Annotated in this window: 14 protein-coding genes; 4 read left to right on the top strand and 10 right to left on the bottom strand. The window is 69.5% G+C overall.

The window, feature by feature from the left end; translation table 11 throughout:
- Window positions 1-29 precede the first annotated feature (29 nt).
- From ACZ69I_RS18935 to ACZ69I_RS18920, 4 genes are read right to left on the bottom strand one after another with little or no spacing between them, the layout of a single operon-like run.
- Complete coding sequence (locus ACZ69I_RS18935; RefSeq protein WP_470833350.1) at window positions 30-2798, bottom strand: pPIWI_RE module domain-containing protein; 2769 nt, start codon at window positions 2796-2798, stop codon at window positions 30-32.
- Between the two features lie 31 nt (window positions 2799-2829).
- Complete coding sequence (locus tag ACZ69I_RS18930; protein WP_470833348.1) at window positions 2830-6345, bottom strand: pPIWI_RE_Z domain-containing protein; 3516 nt, start codon at window positions 6343-6345, stop codon at window positions 2830-2832.
- Entirely contained in the window at window positions 6338-7483 is a 1146-nt protein-coding gene (locus ACZ69I_RS18925; protein WP_470833346.1) for a pPIWI_RE_Y domain-containing protein, read from the bottom strand. The genes ACZ69I_RS18930 and ACZ69I_RS18925 overlap by 8 nt, the downstream gene beginning before the upstream one ends.
- Window positions 7480-9042, bottom strand: coding sequence for a PD-(D/E)XK nuclease family protein (locus tag ACZ69I_RS18920; RefSeq protein ID WP_470833344.1), 1563 nt, complete (start codon window positions 9040-9042; stop codon window positions 7480-7482). The genes ACZ69I_RS18925 and ACZ69I_RS18920 overlap by 4 nt, the downstream gene beginning before the upstream one ends.
- Window positions 9043-9081: 39 nt before the next feature.
- On the opposite strand from ACZ69I_RS18920, the gene ACZ69I_RS18915 reads away from it, so the two are divergent.
- A complete protein-coding gene (locus ACZ69I_RS18915; protein WP_470833342.1) occupies window positions 9082-9984 on the top strand; it encodes a serine/threonine protein kinase in 903 nt (300 codons plus the stop codon).
- Window positions 9985-10014: 30 nt separating this feature from the next.
- Here the strand turns inward: ACZ69I_RS18915 and ACZ69I_RS18910 are convergent, their stop codons facing one another.
- Entirely contained in the window at window positions 10015-12774 is a 2760-nt protein-coding gene (locus tag ACZ69I_RS18910; protein ID WP_470833341.1) for an AfsR/SARP family transcriptional regulator, read from the bottom strand.
- A gap of 245 nt (window positions 12775-13019) precedes the next feature.
- On the opposite strand from ACZ69I_RS18910, the gene ACZ69I_RS18905 reads away from it, so the two are divergent.
- The 3 genes from ACZ69I_RS18905 (at window position 13020) to ACZ69I_RS18895 (ending at window position 14525) form a co-directional block, all read left to right on the top strand.
- Window positions 13020-13178 carry a hypothetical protein gene (locus ACZ69I_RS18905; protein WP_157854403.1) on the top strand — a complete coding sequence of 53 codons (159 nt, stop codon included), beginning with the start codon at window positions 13020-13022 and terminating at the stop codon, window positions 13176-13178.
- Between the two features lie 307 nt (window positions 13179-13485).
- On the top strand, window positions 13486-14253 hold the full coding sequence (locus ACZ69I_RS18900; protein ID WP_470833340.1) for a hypothetical protein: 768 nt from the start codon (window positions 13486-13488) through the stop codon (window positions 14251-14253).
- A gap of 35 nt (window positions 14254-14288) precedes the next feature.
- The gene (locus tag ACZ69I_RS18895) at window positions 14289-14525 is read left to right on the top strand and encodes a helix-turn-helix domain-containing protein (RefSeq protein WP_470833489.1); all 237 of its coding nucleotides are present in this window, start codon (window positions 14289-14291) and stop codon (window positions 14523-14525) included.
- Between the two features lie 757 nt (window positions 14526-15282).
- Here ACZ69I_RS18895 and ACZ69I_RS18890 read toward each other — a convergent pair.
- The 5 genes from ACZ69I_RS18890 to ACZ69I_RS18870 all read right to left on the bottom strand — a co-directional run bounded on the left by ACZ69I_RS18890 (window position 15283) and on the right by ACZ69I_RS18870 (window position 22145).
- The gene (locus ACZ69I_RS18890; RefSeq protein WP_030566794.1) at window positions 15283-15675 is read right to left on the bottom strand and encodes a type II toxin-antitoxin system death-on-curing family toxin; all 393 of its coding nucleotides are present in this window, start codon (window positions 15673-15675) and stop codon (window positions 15283-15285) included.
- Window positions 15672-15866, bottom strand: a complete 195-nt coding sequence (locus ACZ69I_RS18885; RefSeq protein WP_470833338.1) for a ribbon-helix-helix protein, CopG family — start codon at window positions 15864-15866, stop codon at window positions 15672-15674. The genes ACZ69I_RS18890 and ACZ69I_RS18885 overlap by 4 nt, the downstream gene beginning before the upstream one ends.
- Window positions 15867-16075: 209 nt before the next feature.
- Window positions 16076-17419 (bottom strand): class I SAM-dependent RNA methyltransferase, encoded by a 1344-nt coding sequence (locus ACZ69I_RS18880; RefSeq protein WP_470833337.1) that lies wholly within the window; start codon window positions 17417-17419, stop codon window positions 16076-16078.
- Between the two features lie 193 nt (window positions 17420-17612).
- Window positions 17613-19736: an APC family permease gene (locus ACZ69I_RS18875; RefSeq protein ID WP_470833336.1), complete on the bottom strand. Its 2124-nt coding sequence runs from the start codon at window positions 19734-19736 to the stop codon at window positions 17613-17615.
- A 60-nt stretch (window positions 19737-19796) separates the two neighbouring features.
- Window positions 19797-22145 carry an MMPL family transporter gene (locus tag ACZ69I_RS18870; protein WP_470833334.1) on the bottom strand — a complete coding sequence of 783 codons (2349 nt, stop codon included), beginning with the start codon at window positions 22143-22145 and terminating at the stop codon, window positions 19797-19799.
- Between the last annotated feature and the right edge of the window lie 148 nt (window positions 22146-22293).

Below are 22293 nucleotides of genomic sequence, written 5' to 3'. Positions count from 1 at the left end.
TGGGACGCCCCATTCAGGCGGCACCTCGCTCAGGAAGCGGATGACGTACTCCCCGCTGACTTCGTTCCGGCCACCGGAAGCACGTACTCACCGGCGAGACGCGCCCAGTGCAGCGGGAGAGGCCGGGCGAGCGGCGGGTAATCGTCGTGGTAACGCAGCTGGTGCGCGAGCGTCGCCCACTCCGCCGGCCGGTCGTGCGGGTCACCCGCACGCCCCGAGTCCGTCAGCACCTTCTCCGACAGACAGCCGAGCACGGTGATCTCCAGTTGCCCGGGGTTCCACGCGGTCTTCCCAGGCGCTGTCCGGCCCTGTGCCGTGGGCACCAGCTTCATGAGCCCCTTCGGCAGTTTCACCACCGTGTGCGGCTTCGAGGCCGTACTCGCGAAGACACGGCTCTCCGTATCCGCCGTCCCCCACACACCCTCGGCGAAGCCGACCCCGCCCTCGGTGTCGTGGGCGTACCACTCCGCCACTTCACCCCGGGCGTTGGCGTCCCGTACGAGCAGCACCCGCAGGTCGTGGCCGTAGAGCGTGTGCCGCTGGGCGGGTTCGGCCCCGAAGCCGAGCGTGTCGCGGTCCAGTGCACCGTTGCGCAGGCCAGGCCAGCACTGGCGCAGATTGCCGGCGTCCGCCAACAGCAGCGTCGGGCGGTCGCGGAGCTGGAAGAGCAGTGCCCGGATCTGCCGCTCGGTCTCCCGCCGCCTGTCCTGCTCCACGCCCGGGCGGACAGCGGGCCGGGATCCTCCCGAGGCTGCCGATTCATCGACGAGCTCCCCCGTGCCGGTCTCCTTCCCACCGCTCGCCGCCGGTTCCCGTGCCTGGGAGAGCAGCAGCAACAGCTTCGGATACGGCACCCATTCGGCTCGTTCTGCGTCCCACCCATCGATGACGCCCGGTCCGTCCCCGGGGCGCACCCGCACCGCCACCAGCCGGTGGACGGGGCATCGCGTGGGCCCCTTCCTGGTGTGGCGTACGAGCCAGAGTGCCGCGTACTGAAGGTCGCCCGGAATGCCGGATCCCACCCGGTGGGCGGGCGGGCTGATCGCGCCCAACTGCCGGAAGGCGTCCAGCCAGGTCCACCTGGCCCGGTGTTCCAGAGCGCTGTCGGTGTCGTCGGGCGCGTTCACGAACTGGGTCAGCCGTCCCTGCCGTGCCCAGGCGATGCGCAGCGCGTGCTTGGGGTCGGAGTCCGGGACGGCGGCGAAGCGCTCCTTACCGGCAATCTCCGTGATCACGACTCCGGCCCCGCCGAGGAGCGGGTCCGCCCGGTCCGCCACGAGCCCGCAGCGCCCTTCGATGGCCTCGGCCAGCCGGACGGCCCTGAGGCGCCCGCGGGCTCGGGTGGTCGGCAAGGCGTCGGCCAAAGGTCCCGCTGGCCGGGCCCGGACGCGGATGTCGACCCCCTCGCACTGCCACTGCCAGGTCTCCCCGTCGGCCGACGGCACTTGCTGCCCGGCGGGAAGACCAATGAGCTTGGGCAGCTCGGCGAGCAGCGCCGCACGGGTTTCCGGGGACTGCCAGAAGAGGTCGATCTCCAGGGGGCGACCGTTCAGTGCGCGTGTCAGCGCCGCCCGCCGTTGCAGAGCCAGCTGGGCGTCGCGGACGCCCGGGACGCGTCCGGCGCCGGAACGCGGCAGCAGGGAGGGTGTGTTGCTCCGGGAGACGCGCGTGAGGTCGGGGACCCGGGTCAGCAGGGGGCGCAGCCCTTCCTCGACCCAGGCGTCCAGATCCGCCCGCTCCCGTGGCATCAGCCCGGGTCCCACCTCGTGCGGGCCGATCGATGGGTGGTAGACGATGCCAGCGGCCACGTCCCCGGAACCGTTGATCCAGCGTTCGGGGTCGGAGAAGAGCGCTTCGGGCCGGGGATAGTTGCGCACGATGTCCAGCTCGGGCACCAGCGGTGCGGGGCTGTGCCGGCGCCAGGCCAGTTCCTTCGACCGCCGGTCGTAGCCCAGCGTGTTCACCATCAGCCGGTGGCCCCGGTCCGGCCCTTCCGGCCACGGCAGTGGAGCGTCGAGCAGGACGCTCGTACCGCCGAGCTGGTGGGGGCGTACGTCCAGTCGGGTGGCCCACCGGCGTACCTGGGTGGACACATGGACGCGGAACCGCGGGGCGAACGGCACGGTGTGGACGGTGATGGTGAGGCAGGCCGAGTAGTACCAGGTCTGCCGTCGGCGCTCGTATCGCTGAGGCGGCCAGGAGACAAGTCGCGCGCCGTCACCCGAGCTCTCGACGCGGAAGTGGAGTGTGGTGCCGCCCGTGCGGAACGTCCGGGCGGCCAGCCGGAAGGCGATCCACTCGGGCAGCAGGCTGTAGAGCCGCGCGGCGGGTTCGGCGGTTCCGCCCGCCGAGAGCACGCTCTCGGCGAGGTCGACCGGCTCCGTCTCCCAGTGGGGCAGACGTACCGTCTCGGCCGGGTCACCGGAGCGGAGCCTGTCCTCGAGATCGGCGCCCTCCGAGTCGTCGTCCTCCCGGTGCATGCCCGCCGCCCAAGCTCCTACCACCGGGGCCAGCACGTCCGGCGGGACGGCTTCCCGCGCGTAGAGCCACGGCAGACGGCCGTCCGCCCCGGCGTTGCGGCCGGTCGCGATGACGCCTGGCGCCATCGCCTGGAGCAGGGAGTTGAGCCTGCGCACGGGGAGCCGGTGGGGGTGAACGGAGTTCTTGTCCGCCTCGGCATGCATCCCGGTGAGCTCGGCGTGCAGGTCCTCGCCGAGCCGCAGCACTTTCATCTCCTCCCGCCAGGGTCCGTGGAGCGGGTCGGGTTCGTAGGCCGCGACGCGAATGTGGTGGTACACGGAATTACCTCCTGGGACAGGGGTTCGGCGCTTACGGGTGGGCGGGTACGGCGGCGAGCAGGCGGGTGAGCATGCTGCGCAGTGGCGCGTACAGGGCGCGGACGATGAACTGCTCCTCCGCGGTCGTCGTGCCGCCGTCGAAATAGGGGTCCAGGACGGCGAGGACGCTGTGCAGCAGACTGGATTCGGGGGTGTCGGGCCGCGCCGGTACGGCGCCGCGGTTGGGGGCGAAGGCGGCGTCGACGAAGACCACCCGGGCCGGTACGCCACCGCGTACCAGGCGCCCGATCACCTGCCACAACAGGACCAGCATGTCCCAGGTGACCTGTTCCCGTACATCGACGTCGAGACGGCTCCACGCCATCGAACGGCCGAGTACCTGGTACCAGTACGAACGGGCGAGGCGGCGGAACTCCTCCGCTCCTTCCTCGACGGTGGGTTTTCCCTGTACCAGGGAGGCGAAGTCACCGCCGGTGACGGTGCGGACGACCCAGTCGTTGACGGCATTGACGGCCAGGTGGAGGTCCTCTGGGTGCGGATGGGGCCGTGCCAGGAAGTAGACCGTGCCGATGGCCGCCTCGTCGTCCTCGTTGAGGATGTTGTGGCCGCGTTCCAGCGCGAGCAGGGGCGCCACCAGGATGTCCGCCTCGAGGTCCTTCAGGTGCTCGACGTCGCCCCGGCGCAGTGATCGGGCGTGGTAGGCGGACGGCGCCTCGTCCTCCGCGGTGATCTCCTCGTCGTCCGACACCAGGCACAGCACCTTGTTGTGCCAGCGGACGTTGAGGTTGTGCAGTGTGTCGGCCACCACACGTGCCTCGGCATAGCTGCCGACCAGCAGAAGGATCTGGTCGCGCCCTGGAGGAAGAGAGAGCAACTCCTGCTGGAGCGGCCCACCTTCAGTGACCTCGTACTCGTCTCCGCCCTCACCTAGATGGCACGCGATACGGCGCAACTTCTCCGGGCGGTCGTCCGGATGGGTTCCGGACATGCGCAGTTTCTCGTCGCCGTCGTCGATGAACTCGAAGCGCATGGAGCTCTCGTTGGCGATGTGTTCGGTCACCTCGGTCGGCGGTTCGATGACCACACCGACCGGGACGCAGACGTGGTAGCGGCTGGACGCGCCCGCCCAGCTGCTGCCCGACATGAGCAGCAAGTGGGCACCGGGCCTGTCGTCGACGGAGGTGAGATCGGGGATGGTGCGCAGCAGCTCCCGTCCGACGCCGCTGCACCGGAAAAAGGTCAGTTCGCCACTGCGGACTCCGCCCTTGTCTTCACCCGGGACCCGGAACTGGAAGCCGAGCACATTGCCCATCGGGGCCTCGGGCACCATCGGGCCGTAGTCAGGCGGCCGACGGTACATCGTGTTGAAGCCCAGGCTGAGGGCGGCCTCGACGCGGGGCCACATGGCGTTGATCATGGCGAGCCGCGGTTCCAGGGCGCTGAGCAACAGTGTGAACTCGAAGCGCTCCGCGAGTTGCTTCCGCCATTCATCGGGAGTCTGGGGCGGAGGCTTGGGCTTCCTGCGGCGTCCGCGCTTCTTCTCCTGTTCCTCCTCCTCGCGCCGCCACTTGTCGTACGCCTCTTGGTACTTCCGCTGCCGGGCAGTCATGTACTGCGGGTCGATGGCGAAGACCTCGTCCATGACCTCGGTGAGGCGGCGCCGGGTGTTCTCCGGGTTGCCGGTGTGGAGCAGTTCGTTGAGGAGGGCGGTCAACCGGCTGAAGTCCTCCTCCGTCCTGCGGTGACGGTCACCGAAGGGGTTGTCACGGAACGCGTCGAGCAGTTTCCCGAGAGCCTCTCGGGGGGCGTGATGAGGGTGGTCGGGGCCGCTGTCGTCGGGGAGTTCGTAGCGTTCGTCGAGGAGCCCCATCTGGAGCGTCCAGGCGCTGAAGTAGCCCGTCCGCACCCACTTGCGCAGCTCGTACCCGGCGACCAGCATCGCGTACAGCCGGTCGGTGGCCGCGCCTGCGGTGTTGAGGGCGGCGGCGAAGGTCTCGACGTCCCGTTCGGAGAGCTGGGTGCGTCCGCCTGCCGCAAGTTCCCGAATCTTGTGCCGGCTCAACTGGTCGATGAAGCCCTTGTCCTCGTCGCTGGCGAGGACCACGGCGGGTGCGAAGGTCTGGTCGAGCTGCATCTGGACACGGTCGGCCTCGTCGATGATCACGAGGTCACTGCGGCGGCAGGCGAGTTCGAGGAAGCGGATGCGCTCGCCGTTCTGGGGTCGGGGCGGCTCGGCATCGATCAGTCCGGCCGGCGTGGCCACCCAGATCGAGGCGTCGACCAGCGTGCGGGCTCCGTGGTGACGGGGGCAGACGGACCAGTACGGGCAGCTCGTAGCCCTCTTCTGCCACTCGGAGTACCGTCCGTCGCTCCGGTCACGGCGCAAGGTTGATGGGGGCCGGAGCCGGGAGCAGGGTGCCTCGCCGTAGGCGAGTGGTTCGGTCGTCGATGTGGCGCCCTGCCGTCTGACGTTGAGCAGACAGGACGTGCCGAGGTAGGCGAAGGCGGGGTCGTCGTGGGCGAGCAGTCGGTGCTCGCCCCGGCCCGCCAGTCGGCGGTGCAGCCGCTGGGCGTGCCGCTCACGGCCGGAAGAGCCGAGCACTGGTGCAGCGGCGCCGTCGGTGTAGAGGTCGTAGAGCCGGACGAGCTTCAGCACCTCCGCGACATCGGTGACGACGATGGTGGTGCGCTTGCCCAGCTTGGCGAGATGGACGGCAATGATGTCGCGCAGTGTGCTTTTGCCTGCGCCGACGATACCGAGCAGGTGCTGAATGCCATCGACCGTGAAGGCGAAGTCCTCGTCCTTGTCCTTCCTCGCCTTGTGGAAGGTTCCGTTCTCCTTGGTGGACAGGTCGAACGACCGTAGCCGCTCCAGCCACCGTGGTGCCCGGCCCTTGCCGGAGCGAGCGTGTTGGGCGTCCATCTCCCCCGCCGTGCGCTCCAGGTCCTCCCTGGTGAAGATCAAGGGCTCGCCGCCGCCGGCCGGTTCCAGGTCCATGTCGTGGGCGACGAGGGGGATGCTGGGGACCGGCGGCAGGTCGACGACGGCCATGGTGCGACTGACGGGGAAGGCGTGCGGGCCCTGACCCGCGACCGGCAGGCGCCTGCCCGCCAGCGGCGGTGCAGCACGCAGCAGTTGCTCGTAGACGGAGAAGCGGTCGCCGGCGACGGAGAGGTCGCGGCGGGCAGCGGGTGTCTCGGCGTCCGGTACGTCGTAGGCGCGCACCCTGGGGTCGAACCTCTGGTAGGTGTCCAGCGCCTCGAGCCAGGTACGGCTCCGGCGCAGCGTCCACAGCGAGTACCTGGCGATACGCAGGGTCTTCGCCGCATCGGATGGCAGCGGTGCCCGGTGCGCCTCGGCGAACCCGTACCCGCTGAACAGCACCCAGGCGCTGCCCGCGGGGCTGCCCGGCATCATCTTCTGCTGGAGGTACAGGCCGAGTTCGACCTGGCAGAGGGCTTCCAGCGCGGGCTGGGGCACGGAGGACCCCAGAAATGCTTTGAGCGCGTTGAACACGTCGGTCAACGGCGGGGTGAGGCTACGCATCGCCCTTCTCCTCTCGCCGGGCCCGTCCCAGGTCGGGCACGAGGTCCATGGGGGTGGTGAGCACCAGCCGGTCCCGCAAGAGCGCGGGAAGGGCGTCGGTGAAGGCCTGCCGGTAACTGTCCCGTCCGGCGAGCGCGTCGGGGACCACAACGAGGGTGCGGTCCGCGAGGGGTGTGTTGTCGGTGAGATGGGCTGCGAGGAGCGCCGGCTGCAGGCGGTCGTACACCTGGATGTCCACGATGCGGGGGCCGGTGTCCCTGAGCCGGTAAGCGGGCAGAAGTCCAGGCAGGGTCTCGTACGCGACTCCGGCGTGCTCCAGTGCCTCCCGGGCGGCTTCGTCGGTGCGGTGCGGCAGTACGAGGTACCACCGCAGCGAGCGCTGCAGGATCCACGCCTGGTCCGGCTCACGGATGAGCCGCGGAGGGGCGTCACGCGGGCAGTCCTCCCCCTCGCACCACACTTCCGCGCCGGAGCCGGACGGTCCGGGTACGGGCACGGCACTGTCACGGGGCAGCACGGGGAGCCTGCACGAGGGGCAGTACAGGAAGTCTCCGTCGACGAGCAAGAACTCGGGCAACGGACTGTAGAGGCTCTTGACCCGGCTCCAGACCGCCCTGTCCCAACCCGGCGCGAAGCGGTCCTGCTGGTGGACGGCCGGGTGACGCGCCAGGAACGCCCGGCACTGCCGGTAGCGCTCCTCCGTTCCACTCCGCGCGTGCAGGTCCCCGAGGAACGCGCGGGCGTGGCCCGCCACGCCTCCGTCCGGTCCGTGCGAGGCCACCTCGAGACACGACCGGGTCGGCATCCGGCCGACCCGGTGCACCAGCGTGGTGCCCGGCGAGACCAGGGAGGAGGGGACCGCGAAGAGTGGGTCGTCGGACGGCCTGGTCCGGCACCACTCCCACAGCTCCGGAAGACTCCTCGGCGGCGCCTCCCCCGCATCGAGGCAGCGCATCACCGTGTGATCCAGCGCCCGCTGGGCGAGGCCGGGATAGGGCAGGGTGAAGGAGCGGAGCCCTTGGACCTCGGAGAGAGCCGCCACCATGCGGGCGAGTTCGCCGAAGAGGTCGCTGCCCACGCCCTCGGGCGCCTCGCCGGCGTCCGGCCGATCGGCCCGGCCGACCGACCCCGCCCTCATGCCGCGGCCTCGCTGACGGACGACGCCGTGCACCAGCGGGCCACTTCGCACCGCTCGCAGGAGCGTCCGGGCCGGGCCACGTACTGGTCGTCCCCGTGCCAGTCGGCCACCATCGCCCGCAGTACCTTCTCGGCGGTGACCCGATTGGCCGGGGCGAAGGGATCGATGGTCTCCAGGTCGGCGCCGCCGGGGCGCAGCACCTCCAGCTCGACCCGCGCGCGGAACGGATCACCGCCCAGGTCACCGCGGGCGATCAGCACGACGGCCAGAGCCAACTGCGGATAACGCTCCAGCAGGGGGCGGTCGGACCGCCGATCGGTGACGGAGGTCTTGGTCTCGCGCCACACCCATGACCCGGCATCCCGGTAGAGCAGGTCGGGCGCGGCCAGGACCACCACGTCGGCGGCTGTGTCGTGCCGCACCACCCGGGGTTCGGTCCGCACATCCGTACCGTCCACGACGTACCGCAGCGGACAGACCGCGGCGTGCCGCCGCAACAGCAGGGCACCGAGTGCGCGTTCGTGTGCGGGCAGGTCGAATCCCTCCGGGACCCACTCCTCGGGGACCTCGACCGTGCAGGGCCGAGGCGATCCGTGGGCGTGCCGTTCGGCGAGGTAGGCGTGCAGCGCCCGGCCGCGCTCGGCCGTCACCTCGCGTTCGACGGAGCCCGCCGTGGGCAGGTGCAGTCGGCGCATGTGGTCACGCGCCGGGCAAGCTCGGTAGGCCCGCCCGTTGGTGACCGACCAGGTGCGGCGGGGCCGGTCGTGCGCCTCGATGCCCAGCAGTCCGGGCGCTGTGCGCAGGGCCGGGCACACCGACAGGTAGGGGCATCCACCACAGGCGGACCCCGGGCGGTATTCCCGTCCGTCCAGTACCCCGGCCAGGGCGGCGGGGCCGTGTTCGCGGTACCGGACGCGCGCCTCTTCCCGGCTTCCCGCGAAGAGTTCACGCGTACCTCCGTCGAAGAGCGCGAACTCCGCGATCCGTACGTGCTCCGGCGGAGGTCCGGGGGTGCCCTCGGCGAGCACCAGGGCGACGGCCGCGGTGAACCCCTCGGGCGGCAGGTCCCGCAGGCGGTGCACGGGCAGACGAAGTTCGCGGTAGGCACCGTCCGGGGAGGCCAGGCAGCGGCCCCACACGGTGAGGCGGTACTCCTGGGCGTCGCGCGGGTCGGGACCGGACGGCCGGTATCGGTACGTCCACGGCTCGGGCACCTCGTGCAGGGGGCGTTCCGGGTCGAGGGGGAAGGCCGCCTCGTACATCTTCACGCCGTGCTCCGACCAGGTCCGCAGACCGTCGTGCAGAGGCCCGGTACGTGTCCGGGGCGGGCGGCCGGCAGGCCCCGAACGGATGTCGCAGGCAGCCATGAAGGGACCCAGGGTGAAGTGCTCCAGCCGCTCACGGCGGCGCGGTACGGGGTCGGCGGTGTGGTAACCGCGGGTCTTGAGAGCGTCGGCGGCGGGGCATCGGAATTCTCCCCCCTTGAACATTCCGGCGGATACCGTGATGACTTCGGAGGTGCGGGTCACCCCGTCGGGGGGCAGCCATGGCTGCGACATTTCATGCTCCATTTCCGTAGGGAGGAAAGGTGGACGGCCATGAGGGAGATCGAGGAGATCGGCGATGTGGAGAAGCGCTACGAAGTGCTGGACATGGTCGGCGACGGCGGCCAGGGCGACCTTTTCCTCGGGCGTGACCGCAGCAGCGGGCAGAAGGTGGCGTTGAAGCTGCAGAAGGCCCGGGACCTCGGACCCGAGAGCGATTTCCACTGGGCCGGCGATGAACTCCTCAAAGAGGGATCACGCATGATGATGCTGACGGGAATCCAGGCGATTCCCGAAGTCATCGTCACGGGGACACACCGGCGACGCCGGTGCCTGGTCATGGAATTTGTCGAAGGGCACCAACTGCAGAAGGTCCTGTCGGCGGCCCTGCCCGTTAAGGAACCTGGGACCGTCGCGGCCGTCATCGGCCAACTGTGCGAAATTCTGGCAGAAGTCCACGACCGGAATCTGGTGCACTGCGATCTCAAGCCCGAGAACGTCATCGTGCAGCCGGACGGCCGTCTCCGACTCATTGACATGGGCCACGCGGTCGTGGCGGATCAGGAGACGGAATACGCACGCGGCACGCGCGGCTGGGCCTCCCCCGAGCAGTCCGACGCGTGCCCGTCAGGTCTGACGCGGCAAGCGGACATCTTCGCACTCGGCTGCATCCTGCTGGAGATGACCGTGATGCGCCTGCCCTATGGCGGACAGGACGAGCGGGCGGAAGAGGGCACCCCGGTGCTGCCGGCCGACCGGCTCGCCAAACTACCCCCGGAGTTCGCCTCCCTGGCGCTGTGGATGATCCGGTGGAAGGCGGCGGAGCGCCCCGCGGATGTCCGTGAAGTGTTCGATCGGCTCCGCTGCTACCTACCCCAGCTCGGCTCGCAACGGCCATCGAAGCCCCTGCGTCCGGACCCGACCGAGTACTACCGCACGCATCCGCCCCGGCTTTGACGGTGAGCCGACGGCCGCCGACCGGGCGGGTCACCTCAGCCCTTCCAGCCGCTCTCGGGCCTCCCGCACCCCCTCACCGTCCATCAGCTCACGCAGCACGATGACTCTCTCCAGCTCCCGCACCGCCGCGTCGGTGTCGCCGGCGGACACCAGGACATCAGCGAAGAGCATCCGTACCTTGTCCTCGTTGGGCCAGTTCTCCTGTTCGCGGTAGATGTCGGAGGCCTGCCGATACAGGGTGATGGCCTCGTCCCGGTCGGAACGGGCCAGGTGCACCTTGGCCAGGGTGAACAGCACATCGGCCAGGCCGCTGCGCTCCGTCGTGCGCTCCACCACGCCCAGGGCGTCGGCGCACCGACGGAGTGCCTGCTCGTGCTCGCCCCGGTCGAGGTCGATCGCGCCGAGGACGTTCAGAACAGCCGCCTCCCCGATCCGGTCGGACACCTCCCGGCACAACGCCAGTGCGCGGCCGAGCGCTTCCTCCGCTCCCGTCCGGTCGCCCTGCTTGCGCAGGGTGAGTCCGAGCCGGTGCAGCGTACGGGCCAGACTCAGCCGGCCTTCCGTGCTGCGGTCCTCCTCGCTGAGCCGGACGGCCCTGCGCAGGTTGCCCACGGCCAAGTCGTACTCACCGAGCCGCCAGTGGGTCCCTGCCAGCGACCGGTAGACCATGGCGCAATCGACCGGGCCGGCGACGGTTTCCGCCGCCTCGGCGGCGTACCGGAGGTTCTGCCGCGCATCATCGAGCAGGCGGCGGCGCCACTGGTAGATGACCAGGGCCATCGCAAGCAGCCATACGTACTGGTTGATACGCCGATTGATCGCCAAGTGAATGCCTCGCTGGACGGTGGCGTACTCCTCGTCCAGGAACGCCATCGCCTCCGCGAGGTCCGCGGGGTCGGTGACCCTGACCGCTCCGGGCTCGCCAGTGGGCAGGGTGCGTTCACGGTCGAGCACCCGGTCGCAGGCGCGGACGTTGTGCAGCTGGTGTTCCAGCACCTGTCGTACGGTCGCCCGCTCGATCTCCGCGTTCTCTCCGTCCGGCACCGGCCGCACGTGCCGTAGGGCGAAGGCTCGCACAAGGTCGTGCAGCCCGTAGCGGTCGCCGTGATGTTCCACCAGGTTCGCCGCCACGAGGTCCACCAGGGCCCGGTCGGTACGCGTCCCTTCGTCCACTGCCCGTCCCAGATCCATCACCGCCTCCCAGGAAGCACTGGGCCCGGGGTGAACGGCGAGCTGCCACAGCAGCAGCCGGGCTTCCTCATTCAGCACGCGCACGGAGCAGTTGAGCGCGGCGCGGACCGACAGTTCGTGCTCGGGCAGGTCCAGGGTGTCCAGCTTCGCCCGCTCCAGCTCCTTCTCCATCTCCCGCACCAAGGCAGGGAGGGTGTGCAGCGGACGCGCACCGACCTCCAGGAGCCGGGCCACCACCACGAGGGCCAACGGCAGCCGACCGCAGAGATGGACCAGCTTGCTAAAGGGCACGGCGTGCTTGGCCCGGTCCTCGGCCGACACTTTCTCCTGGAGTACCTCCAAGGCGTCCGCCTCGTGCAGCGGCTCCATCTTGCGGAACAGCACCCTTCTCTCGGACCGCAGCCGCAGGAGATCGTTACGACTGGTGACGATCACGACGCAAGTACCGTCTCCGGGAAGCAGCGGCAGCACCTGCTGGGCGCTGAGCGCGTCGTCGAGGACGATGAGCACCGACCGGTGGGCCAGCGCCGACCGCAGCGCGTTGCTCTTGCTCTCCGTTCCGGTCACCGTGGTGTAGGGCGGCAGCGCGGCCAGAAAGCCGTCCAGGACCTCATCCGGTTCGGCGGGCCGCACGTCTCCGTCGGCGAATCCGTTCAGTTCGCCGCGCAGCACCCCGTCGGGAAACCGCTCCCGCAGCCGACCGGCGAGGTTCTCGGCCACCGTGGTCTTCCCGACACCCGCCATGCCGCTGATCAGGACCAGTGCCAGATTGCCGGCATCCTGTTCCTCGCACACGGCCTCGAATAGGTCGCCGATCAGCTCGTCCTGCCCGATCGGCTTGCGCCTGCCGCCGGGTAACTGGTCGGGAACGGGGGGCAGGAGCGCCCCACCCGGCCGGCGGCTCCCTCCCCGGACCTGGGCAATGGCGCTCCGTACATCGACATCCGCTTTTCCGTTGCGCTTCTCCCACTTCTCGATGAGCCGCTCACGTTGGGACTCCGGCAGGTCTGCGTGGGCAAGCAGGTAGAACCGAAAAATCTGGGGCAATTCCGGCGCGCGCTCGAACCATTTCTCCGTCTCCTCGCGCAGCCATTTGACCTCCCTGGACTTGTAGGCTGCGTCCAGCCGGGCGTACACGGCGGCCATCAACTCGGCCCGTAGCTCCTCCCGACGCAAGTGGAAGCCGGTCTCGGACAGTCCGTGCAGTGGTTCGCTCTCGCCGTCCCACTCCTCCAAGGCCGCGCCGAGCAGCTCGAACTGCGCTTTGCAGGTCAGTCCCTCAGCCTGCTTCACCTTCTCGCGAAAACGGAGCAGGTCGACGTCTCCCACCGGCACGCGGAGCGTGCAGTATCCCGACTTGCCGCTATGGGGCACGGACTCCTGACCCAGCCGCTTCCGCAGGTCGGCAACGACGCGGTTAACCAGATCGCCGACGTCCTCGACGCCCTCCCAGAGGACTTCGGCTATGTCCTTCCTCTTACATCGGCAGTCTGGCGAGGTCACCAGGAGCGCGAACAGGGCCGCCACCTTCGACCCTTCAACCACCCTCCTGCCGCCGTCCTGTTCGGCTCGCACCGGGCCCAGCACGTACCCCTCCATCGCCCTCCCCCTCACCGCGCCGCAGTCAGTGGTCCGGCCCCTCGACGGCGCCCCTTCATCTGTACGCCGCGCTGTGCCGCTTCACACGCGCTTGCTTCTTCACGCCCCCCGGGGACTCAGTTATCCCTCAGTTTTCGTTCTGCGGCCCCGCTTCACCCCCGGGCACGATGGCACCAGCCGCTCGCAGAAGCACGAAACGGCGGCTTAGTCATCCATCAACTCATCAGAGAGGAACCGCGAACCCGATGAACAGCCGTCAGCGCAACCGCCGGGCAGCCCGTCTGCGCCAGTCCCCCGACTGGCCGCCGAGCCGCCGCCGGCGGGCGGCCGTCCGGACCGAGGACACCACCCCGGCGACCCCGCCCACCGAGGCGCCGGACACCTCGTCCTCCGAGACCGCCTAAGCGCAACAGTTCGTGGGTGCCCGTTCTGTACGGGCACCCACCAGCCTCACGAACTTCGTCACCGGCGAGCTCGCGGCCTCGCTGCCGCGCTTGTCACACGCTCGTGGTCAAAGGCGGCGGCGTTACCTGGTCGAGAAGACCACTACCGCATGCTCACGCATCAAAGTGAGGCTGGTGGGACTCGCCTCCGCTTGACGCAGATATGAGGCGGTACGTCCCCACCAATGGACCCACCTCGTCCAGCATCTCGGTATCTCCAGCACCTCCGGACTCGGGTTCCCGCAGTTCGAAGAGAGGACATTTCCTGATGTATCCACCGCACAGCAGTGCGTTCGCCTCGGTGAGGCGGCACTTCGACGATCCCCGGACCAGTGACGCGGTCTTCGTGCTCGTCCCCGCGGACGCCGACGAGGCTGTTCCGGTCCGGCTGACCGCCGCCGAGACGCACGAGGCCTTGTACGGCCCCGGCTCCGACCCGCATTTCGCCACCGCGGTCTGGAAGGAGGTCATCCGCACGGCGCAGAGCGACTTGACTCCTGACAGCAGGGGGAAACTCCTGGCGATCTGGCTGGCCCTGCCCCGGTTGACCGGGACGGTCCACCGGGTCTGCACGCGCCTGCGGGCCGACCGGTCGGACGTGGAGGCCGAGATGGTCCTGGCTCTCCTGGAGAAGCTGGCGGATCGGGACGGCGCGAGCTGTCTCACGGACTCCTCCCTGCTGCACGCGGCGCGCGCCAGAGCGTGGCATCTCGCCCGGGAAGGGCTGCGGGAGCTTCCTTCCACCAAGATCGAACGCATCACCGAGGAGCACGCTCTCACTGCGGCCGGCGAGGAGGCGGACGCTCCGGCGGCGGAGAGCCTGGACGTACGGGTCGACCGTCCGGACGGCCCGGAGGGACTGTGCGCACCGCTGCGTTTCCGGGTGCGCCCGGAGCATCTGCGCCGACAGGGAATCTTCATCGACACCGACGACGGGTCGCAGGACCGCTCGGCGGGTCACAGCCCCGGGAAGAGGCGACGGCCCGGGCGCCGCGCGGACATCCGGCCGGTCCGCCCTGCAGGGAGGCGAGGGTGAAGGATCCGGCAGAGGGCCGCCTCAGTTTCACGGAGATGTTCGACCTGCCCGTCGCAGTAGACCTGCGCACGGCGGCCCGAGCACTCGGAATCGACTCGTCGACCGCGTACCGGCTGATCCGCGCGCACGAGTTCCCCTGCCCCGTCCTCCGCATCGGACGTAGGTACAGGATTCCGACCAACGAGCTGATGCGCGCCCTGGGGATCGAGGACCGCCCGCTGTACAGCGTGGACCCGGAAGAGGACACGGACGACCCGAGCGTCGGCTTCTGACGGTAACCACCGTGCGGCTCCGTGGCATCGGCCACGGAGCCGCACGGCCCTGCCTCCTACGACGGGCCGTTGGCCGCCGACGTGCGCCGCACGGTTCTCCACGGCTGCTCGGCAATCGGAGGGCGAAGGGATGCCCTCCTTCTTCGCCGAGCGGTTCGGCGTCCGACAGCCCGCGCGCGTCGGCCAGTTCGTGAACCCGCCGGCGATCACCGACCCGAGCTACGGCGAGCACGCCCGTCAACCCCGAACCTGCCGGTGAGCCGTCGACGCACGCTTCGGCGCCCGCGTCATGATCGCCGCGCCCGGCCGGGGCGCGGATCAGAACGGCCCGGCAGACGCTTCCTGCACTCGGATCCAAAGTCCGTCACAACAGCCCGTATCCATTCCTCCGGCACCTTGTCCCCCCTTCAAGCTGTGGACGTGGATGGTGGATACCGCAGACACAGCTTGTTGGAGGCGAGAGGACCGGCTCAGTGCGCACGGAGGGCGCGAGGGCACGGACAGCGCGTTCCGTGACCGCTGGGAAAGCAGGAGCGGGTGTTGGTTGGGAGGAGACCGCCGTAGCCAATGCGGACCTTGCTGCAGCCCAAACAGGAAGGCGCGTGGGACGCCATTCTCGCGCCGAGCGGACGCTGCCCCATCTCGCGAAAGCAGACGAATCCACCCGCTGAACGAACGGGTCAGTCCCCCGACGGACTGCCAGAAGCGAGCACCGCTCCCAGAACCTCATTCCGTCCCGTACCCACGACGTCGAACGTCAGGAAACGGGGAACCAGGCCGACAGGCGCTTGGCAATAGCCGGTACATCGATGTTGTCCTGCGCGACTTCCTCGACGAACGGGCCAGCCACGGAGACGGGTGGCGGGGCGGTACTGGCGCTGACGCCGTTGAACCGCAGGAAGACTCGCATGGCAAGCCAGGCGGTGCGCTTGTTGCCGTCGATCAGCGCGTGATTGCGAGCGACGGAGTGCAGCAGTGCCGCCGCCTTCTCGTGCAGCGTGGGATACAGCTCGGCCCCGAACACGTTCGTCCGGGGCCGTTCGATCGCTGACACCAAAAGTCCCATGTCACGCACGCTGTGCTCGGTATCGTTGACCGTGCGAGCGATGGCCAGGATCTCGTCGATATGGATGTAGCGCACTTGGGTCACTTCAGGTAGTCCAGGATCTCCGCATCGCTGTCCATCAGCTCAGCCAGGACGTCATCGACCTTCAGCTCAGCCCGGTCCTGGGCGTCACGGATGGCCTCGATGGCAAGCTCCTGCTTGCTGCGACCCTCCCGACGAGCTCGCTTGGTGAGCTTCGCGTCAAGGTCGTCGGGAAGTCGGAGTGTCATCGCCATACTGGAATGATACCGGACTGGTATCTGGGTGGCGAGGTGATACCAAGCCACTCAAGACCCCGGACCACGACGCCGTCCTTCGTGGCCCGGTCGGGCCACGGTCTCGGTTGAACCCGCAGCTCAGAGCGTTCTGCACAAGCGAACCTCAGTCGACGTATTCCGCGAGCGAAAACAGATCGAGCTAACCACCTGAAAGGCAAAAAAGCAGGTCAGCGGCCCTTCTCGGCGGGCTCCAGAATCGCCACGCACTCCACATGATGCGTCATCGGAAACAAATCGAACGCCCGAAGCGTCCGCACCCGATACCCGCCCTCCTTGAAGTACCCCAAATCCCGCGCCAACGCCGCCGGATCGCACGCCACGTAAGCGATCCGTCGCGCGCCCAGCCCTGCCAAGTGCTTCACCGTCTGCTTGCCCGCGCCCGCGCGCGGCGGGTCCAGGACGATCAGGTCTACCTCCGTGATGCCCGTGCGCGGGAGGACCGATTCGACCTTGCCCTGTTCGATGCGGACGCGGTCGAACGCGTCCAGGTTGTGGCGGGCGTCCTCCACCGCGCGCTTGCTGGACTCGATGCCGAGCACCGCGCCCTTCTCGCCGACGCGGTCGGCCAGCGCGCCGGCGAAGAGGCCGACGCCGCAGTAGAGGTCGAGGGCCGTGTCGCCCTTGCGGGGGGTGAGGCCCTGCATGACGGCCAGCATCAAGGTGTCCGCCGCCTTCGGGTGGACCTGCCAGAAGCCGCCGCTGCCGACGCGGTACGTGCGGCCGTCGGCCCGTTCGCGGACGAAGGGGCGGCCGTGGACACGGTGGGTGCCGCCGTCCTTCTCGCCGACCCGCATCACCGATACCGGCTTGTCCAGTTCGACGATGGGGAGCCGCGCGCCCGGCTTCGGGGAGAGGATCACCTGGCGGTCCTGGGAGCCCGACGCCGCGATCGCCTCGATCGACGCCATGCCCGACCAGTCGCGCTGCTCGATGCCCAGCTCCGAGACGCCCTCCGCCGCGATCATGCAGTGCTCGATCGGCTCGACCTCGTGCGAGCGGTGGCGGCGCAGGCCCGCGTTGCCGTCGGCGTCCACCGCGTACTGCACGCGCGTGCGCCAGGACGGGACCTCGCCCGCCGGGAGCTTGTCGCCCTCCGCCGGCATGACCGTGCCGTCCCAGCCCGCCTCCTCGGGGGTCAGGCCCGCGAGGCGCTGCAGCTGCTCGGCGATGACCTCGCCCTTGAGGCGGCGCTGTGCGCCCGGCTTCGCGTGCTGCCAGTCGCAGCCGCCGCAGCGGCCGGGGCCCGCGTAGGGGCACGGGGCCTCGACCCGGTCCTTGGAGGCGTCGAGGACCGTGACCGCGTCGGCACGGAGGAAGCGTGCGCCCTCCTCGCCCTCGGTCACGCGTGCGACGACCTTCTCGCCGGGCAGCGCGTGCCGTACGAAGAGGACCTGGCCCTCGGCCGTACGGGCGATGCAGTGGCCGCCGTGCGCGACGGGGCCGATCTCGACCTCGTACTCCTGGCCGACCAGCGAGTTCCCCGCCTGCGGATTCTTCGGTTCTGCCTGCATGGCGGGGTGACTCCACAACGTAAAAGGGGAACGGCCGGACAACAGCCCACCAGTCTACGTGGGTGTCGTCCGGCCGCTCACCACGAGCCGCAGGGGCAGGCGTCAGACATCGGACCTCAGACATCAGGCGACGGCCGTCAGACGTCAGGCATCAGGCATCAGGCATCAGGCGACAGCCGTCAGACATCAGCCGTCACGCCTTCTTGCTCGGCTCCCTCTCGCCCTGCTCCTTCTTGCCCTGCTCCTTCTTGCCCTGCTCCTTCTTGTTCTGCTCCTTGGGGCGCCGCGGCTTCTCGGCCGAACCCACCGGGCCCCGCCGCACCGCACCCGGCGCGTTCCACTCCGAACGCCTGCGGGCCCGCTTCTTCGCGGCCTCGGAGGAGTCCAGCTGGTAGGGGACGGACGTCACCATCACGCCGGGCGTGAACAGCAACCTGCCCTTCAGCCGCAGGGCGCTCTGGTTGTGGAGCAGGTGCTCGTACCAGTGGCCCACCACATACTCGGGGATGATCACGCTGACGACGTCGCGCGGGCTCTCCCTGCGCAGGTTCTTGACGTACTCGATGACCGGGCGGGTGATCTCGCGGTACGGCGAGTCGAGGACCTTCAGGGGGACCGTGATGCCGCGGCGCTCCCACTCCTCCTTGAGTGCCTTCGTCTCCGCCGGGTCGACGTTGATGCTGAGCGCCTCGAGGTCGTGCGAGCGCATCAGCTTCGCGTACGAGAGGGCGCGCAGCGTCGGGCGGTGGATCTTGGAGACCAGGACGATGGAGTGGACGCGGGAGGGGCGCACGCTCTCGTCGCCCGGGGTGTCGGGGGCGGCGATCTCCTCGGCCACGCGGTCGTAGTGGCGGCGGATCGCCGTCATCGTCGCGTAGAAGATGCACATGCCGAGCAGCGCGACCCAGGCACCGTGGGTGAACTTGGTGACCAGGACGACGACCAGGACGAGGCCCGTGAAGAACGCGCCGAACGTGTTGATCGCGCGCGAGCGGATCATGTGGCGGCGCTTCGTCTGGTCCTTCTCCCTGGCCAGGTGGCGGTTCCAGTGCCGGACCATGCCGATCTGGCTGAGCGTGAAGGAGACGAAGACGCCGACGATGTAGAGCTGGATCAGCCGCGTGGAGTCCGCGCCGTAGATCACGACGAGGAGCGCCGCCGCGCCCGCGAGCAGCACGATGCCGTTGGAGAACGCGAGGCGGTCGCCGCGGGTGTGCAGCTGGCGCGGCAGGTAACGGTCCTGCGCCAGGATCGAGCCGAGCAGCGGGAAGCCGTTGTACGCGGTGTTGGCCGCGAGGAAGAGCACCAGCGCGGTCGCCGCGGCGAGGACCATGAAGAGGAAGCTGCCGTGGCCGAAGACCGCCTCGGCGACCTGGGAGATCACCGGGTTCTGGACGTAGTCCGAGCCGACCGGGACGCCGTTGTGGAAGAGGTCCTTCCCCGGGAACTCCGCCATCCGCACCTTGGTCATCATGGCGAGCGCGATGATGCCGCAGAACATCGTGACGGCCAGGCCGCCCATGAGCGCGAGCGTGGTGGCGGCGTTCTTGGACTTCGGCTTGCGGAACGCCGGTACGCCGTTGCTGATCGCCTCGACGCCGGTGAGCGCCGCACAGCCCGAGGAGAAGGCCCGCAGCAGCAGGAAGACGAGCGCGAAACCGGCCAGGCCCTGGTGCTCGGGCTTGATCTCGTAGTCCGCGGTGGGCGCCCGCATGGTGTCGTCCAGGACGATGCCGCGGAAGGCGCCCCACGCGATCATGATGAAGACGCCCGCCACGAAGACGTACGTCGGGATGGCGAAGAGCTTTCCGGACTCCTTCACGCCGCGCAGGTTCATCAGCGTGAGGAGGACGATGACGGCCACCGCGCAGAGCACCTTGTGCTCGACCACGAACGGGACGGCGGAGCCGAGGTTCTCGATGCCCGAGGAGATCGACACGGCCACGGTCAGGACGTAGTCGACGAGCAGGGCGCTCGCGACGGTGAGTCCGGCCTTGGGGCCGAGGTTGGTGTTGGCGACCTCGTAGTCGCCGCCGCCGCTCGGGTACTCGCGCACGTTCTGTCGGTACGAAGCGACGACCGTGAACATGAGCACGACGACCGCGACGGCGATCCACGGGCTGAAGTGGTAGGCCGACACACCCGCGATGGAGAGGACCAGGAGGACCTCTCCCGGCGCGTACGCCACGGACGAGAGTGGGTCGGACGCGAAGACGGGGAGTGCGATGCGCTTCGGCAGGAGCGTTTCTCCGAGCCGGTCACTGCGCAGTGCGCGCCCGATGAGGATCCGTTTGGGCACGTCGGTCAGTTTGGACACGCAGAGGATCGTAAGCGTTCGAACGGGGGCGCGCCCACCCACCACCCCCAACTGCACCGGTTATCGGCCCCGTGCGATCCTGCGCTCCTCCTCCTGCCAGGGTGAATGCCCCGGAGAGGGGCCCGTAACGCGGGCCGAAGCGGGCCCCGGGGCGTGCGCCGCAGCGTGGGCCGGAGCCTCGTACCGCTGCGCGAGCCGGGCCTCGGCGCGGCGGATCGCGCCGGACGGCCACCAGGTGGCGCGCCCGAGGAGGAGCAGCGCCGCGGGCAGGATCATGACGCGAATCACGAAGGCGTCGAGCAGGACGGCCGCCGCGAGGACGAAGCCCATCTGCTTCATCTCCAGGATGTGCAGCATCACGAAGCTCGCGAAGACGGTGACCATGACGATCGCCGCGCTGGTGACGACCTTGGCGGAGGAGGCGATGCCGTCGAGGACCGCCTGCCGCGTGGGCACGCCGTTCAGGGCGGCCTCGCGGATCCGGCTAACCACGAAGACCTGGTAGTCCATCGAGAGCCCGAAGAGGATCACGAAGAGGAAGAGCGGGACGCGCGAGGAGATGCCGCCGAGCGAGTCGAAGGAGAGCAGCCCCTCCGCCCAGTCACCCTGGAAGACGAGGACGAGCAGTCCGAGCGCGGCTCCTACGGAGAGCAGGTTGAGGAGGGCGCCGAGCAGTCCGAGCACGACGGAGCGGAACGCGAACACCGTCATGGCGAAGGTCATCAGGAGCAGGAAGCCGAGGACGAGCGGCAGCTTCTGGTTCTGGTGCTCGACGTAGTCGACGCCGCGCGGGACCTCGCCGGTGACGGCCGTCTCCACGCCGGGCAGCTTGCCGACGGTCGCGGGCAGGTAGTCGGTCCGGAGGTGCTCCAGCGAGACTTCAGCGGCCTTCGAGTAGGTGGGGTGCGCGGAGTTCAGTTCCAGGGTGGTGGTCCTCCGGTCCTCCGAGGAGCGCAGGAGCGGAGCACCGGAGGCGTGCGAGAAGAGCGGGTCGTGCCGGGCCGTGCGGTCCAGCTCCGTCAGGGCCTCGCGCACGTCGCCGGCGCGCGAGGCGTCGGCCCGCACCACGACGAGGTGCCGCACGCGCAGCTCCGGGAAGGCGTCGAGCAGCCGGTCGTACCCCTTCATGGCGGGGATCTCACGCGAGAAGCTGTCTCGCGCCGGGTTCTTGAGGTTCATGTTCAGGGCCGGCAGCGCGAGGCCGAGCAGGACGAGGACGGAGAGGCACAGGGTGAGCGCGGGGCGCTTGCGGGCCGGGGCGAGCAGGGCGTTCCAGACGCGGCCGGACTCCTCCTCGCGCGCTCCCTGACCTCCGGTCCCCTCCTCTCCGGCCCCCTTCTCCCCGTACGTGCGGGTGGACCTGCCCTTGGACAGGTGCCGGGCCGCGCGCCGCTCGGTCCGGCGGCCGAGCTTGACCAGCAGGGCGGGCAGCGCCGTCACCGAGCTGACCACGGCGACGGCGACGACCAGGATGGTGCCGGTGGCCAGCGAGTCGAAGATGACGTCACGGGCCAGGTAGAGCGCGGTGGTGGAGACGATCACGGCGAGCCCCGAGACCACGATGGCGCGGCCCGCCGTCGCGGCGGCGGCCTCGACCAGCGCCTCGGAGGTGAGGCGACCGCCCGCCCGGGCCCGCTCCTCGCGCTCGCGCTTGAGGTAGAAGAGCGTGTAGTCGACACCGACGGCCATGCCGATGAGCAGGATCATGCTCATGCCGACGCCGGTGTCGGGCAGCAGGTGCGAGGCCAGCATCGCCAGGCCCATCGTCGCCATGATCGAGGTGACGGCGAGCAGCACGGGTACGCCGACCATGACGACCGAACCGAAGACCACGGCGAGCGTGATCAGCGTGATGGGCAGCGTGATCGCCTCGGAGAACTGCAGGTCCTTGCCGCGCTGATCGTCGACGCCCTTGCTCACGGAGGCGTCGCCGGTCTCCTCCACGACCAGGTCCGGGTGGGCCTTCGCCACCTTCTCGGTCTCCGCCCGGAGCGGGGGGACGTTCTTCTGGTCGTCCTGCTCGGAGCCGTGCAGCTCCACCTGGACCCGCAGGACGCGGCCGTCGGCGGAGGACACCGGGGGCGCGACCGAGGCGACCTCGGGCAGGGCCTTCATCCGGGCGGTGACGTCCTTGGCCGCGGCGTCGGCCGCCGCCCTGTCCGGCGGGCCCGACCGGGTCCGTATCAGTACGTGTTCCGTGGACCGCAGCGGCAGACCACCGTCGGTCGCCAGCGCCTCGGCGCGGCCCGCCTCCCCCACGCGGAAGTCCTGCGAGGTCGCGCTGTTCATCCCGGCGGCGATCCCGCCGCCGAGGCACAGCGCGACGAAGAGCAGCCAGCCGGTGATCGCCCGGCCCGGGTGCAGTGCGCTCCAGCGGGCCACGCGCACCGTGACCGATCGCTTTCTCATTCCCGTTCCCCCATCGATGTCGCGACGCCTCTTGCTTCATGTGTCAGCAGAAACTGACAGGGCATGTCAGTGGAGACTGACAGGTGTATGTGTGAGTCGTCAACTGTCATTCGAGACCGGGAGAGAGCGGTCCGGGACACCGGGAAAA

Source organism: Streptomyces sp. NPDC036815, assembly GCF_055609205.1.
The sequence above is the reverse complement of the archived record's forward strand: the minus strand, read 5'-3'. Positions and strand labels throughout refer to the sequence as shown.

Coding starts and splice junctions, on each gene's coding strand:
- ACZ69I_RS18930 (WP_470833348.1), bottom strand. CDS start 6,345: ATGCGTAGCCTCACCCCGCCGTTGACCGACGTGTTCAACGCGCTCAAA.
- ACZ69I_RS18925 (WP_470833346.1), bottom strand. CDS start 7,483: ATGAGGGCGGGGTCGGTCGGCCGGGCCGATCGGCCGGACGCCGGCGAG.
- ACZ69I_RS18920 (WP_470833344.1), bottom strand. CDS start 9,042: ATGTCGCAGCCATGGCTGCCCCCCGACGGGGTGACCCGCACCTCCGAA.
- ACZ69I_RS18915 (WP_470833342.1), top strand. CDS start 9,082: ATGAGGGAGATCGAGGAGATCGGCGATGTGGAGAAGCGCTACGAAGTG.
- ACZ69I_RS18910 (WP_470833341.1), bottom strand. CDS start 12,774: ATGGAGGGGTACGTGCTGGGCCCGGTGCGAGCCGAACAGGACGGCGGC.
- ACZ69I_RS18905 (WP_157854403.1), top strand. CDS start 13,020: ATGAACAGCCGTCAGCGCAACCGCCGGGCAGCCCGTCTGCGCCAGTCC.
- ACZ69I_RS18900 (WP_470833340.1), top strand. CDS start 13,486: ATGTATCCACCGCACAGCAGTGCGTTCGCCTCGGTGAGGCGGCACTTC.
- ACZ69I_RS18895 (WP_470833489.1), top strand. CDS start 14,289: ATGTTCGACCTGCCCGTCGCAGTAGACCTGCGCACGGCGGCCCGAGCA.
- ACZ69I_RS18885 (WP_470833338.1), bottom strand. CDS start 15,866: ATGGCGATGACACTCCGACTTCCCGACGACCTTGACGCGAAGCTCACC.
- ACZ69I_RS18880 (WP_470833337.1), bottom strand. CDS start 17,419: ATGCAGGCAGAACCGAAGAATCCGCAGGCGGGGAACTCGCTGGTCGGC.
- ACZ69I_RS18870 (WP_470833334.1), bottom strand. CDS start 22,145: ATGAGAAAGCGATCGGTCACGGTGCGCGTGGCCCGCTGGAGCGCACTG.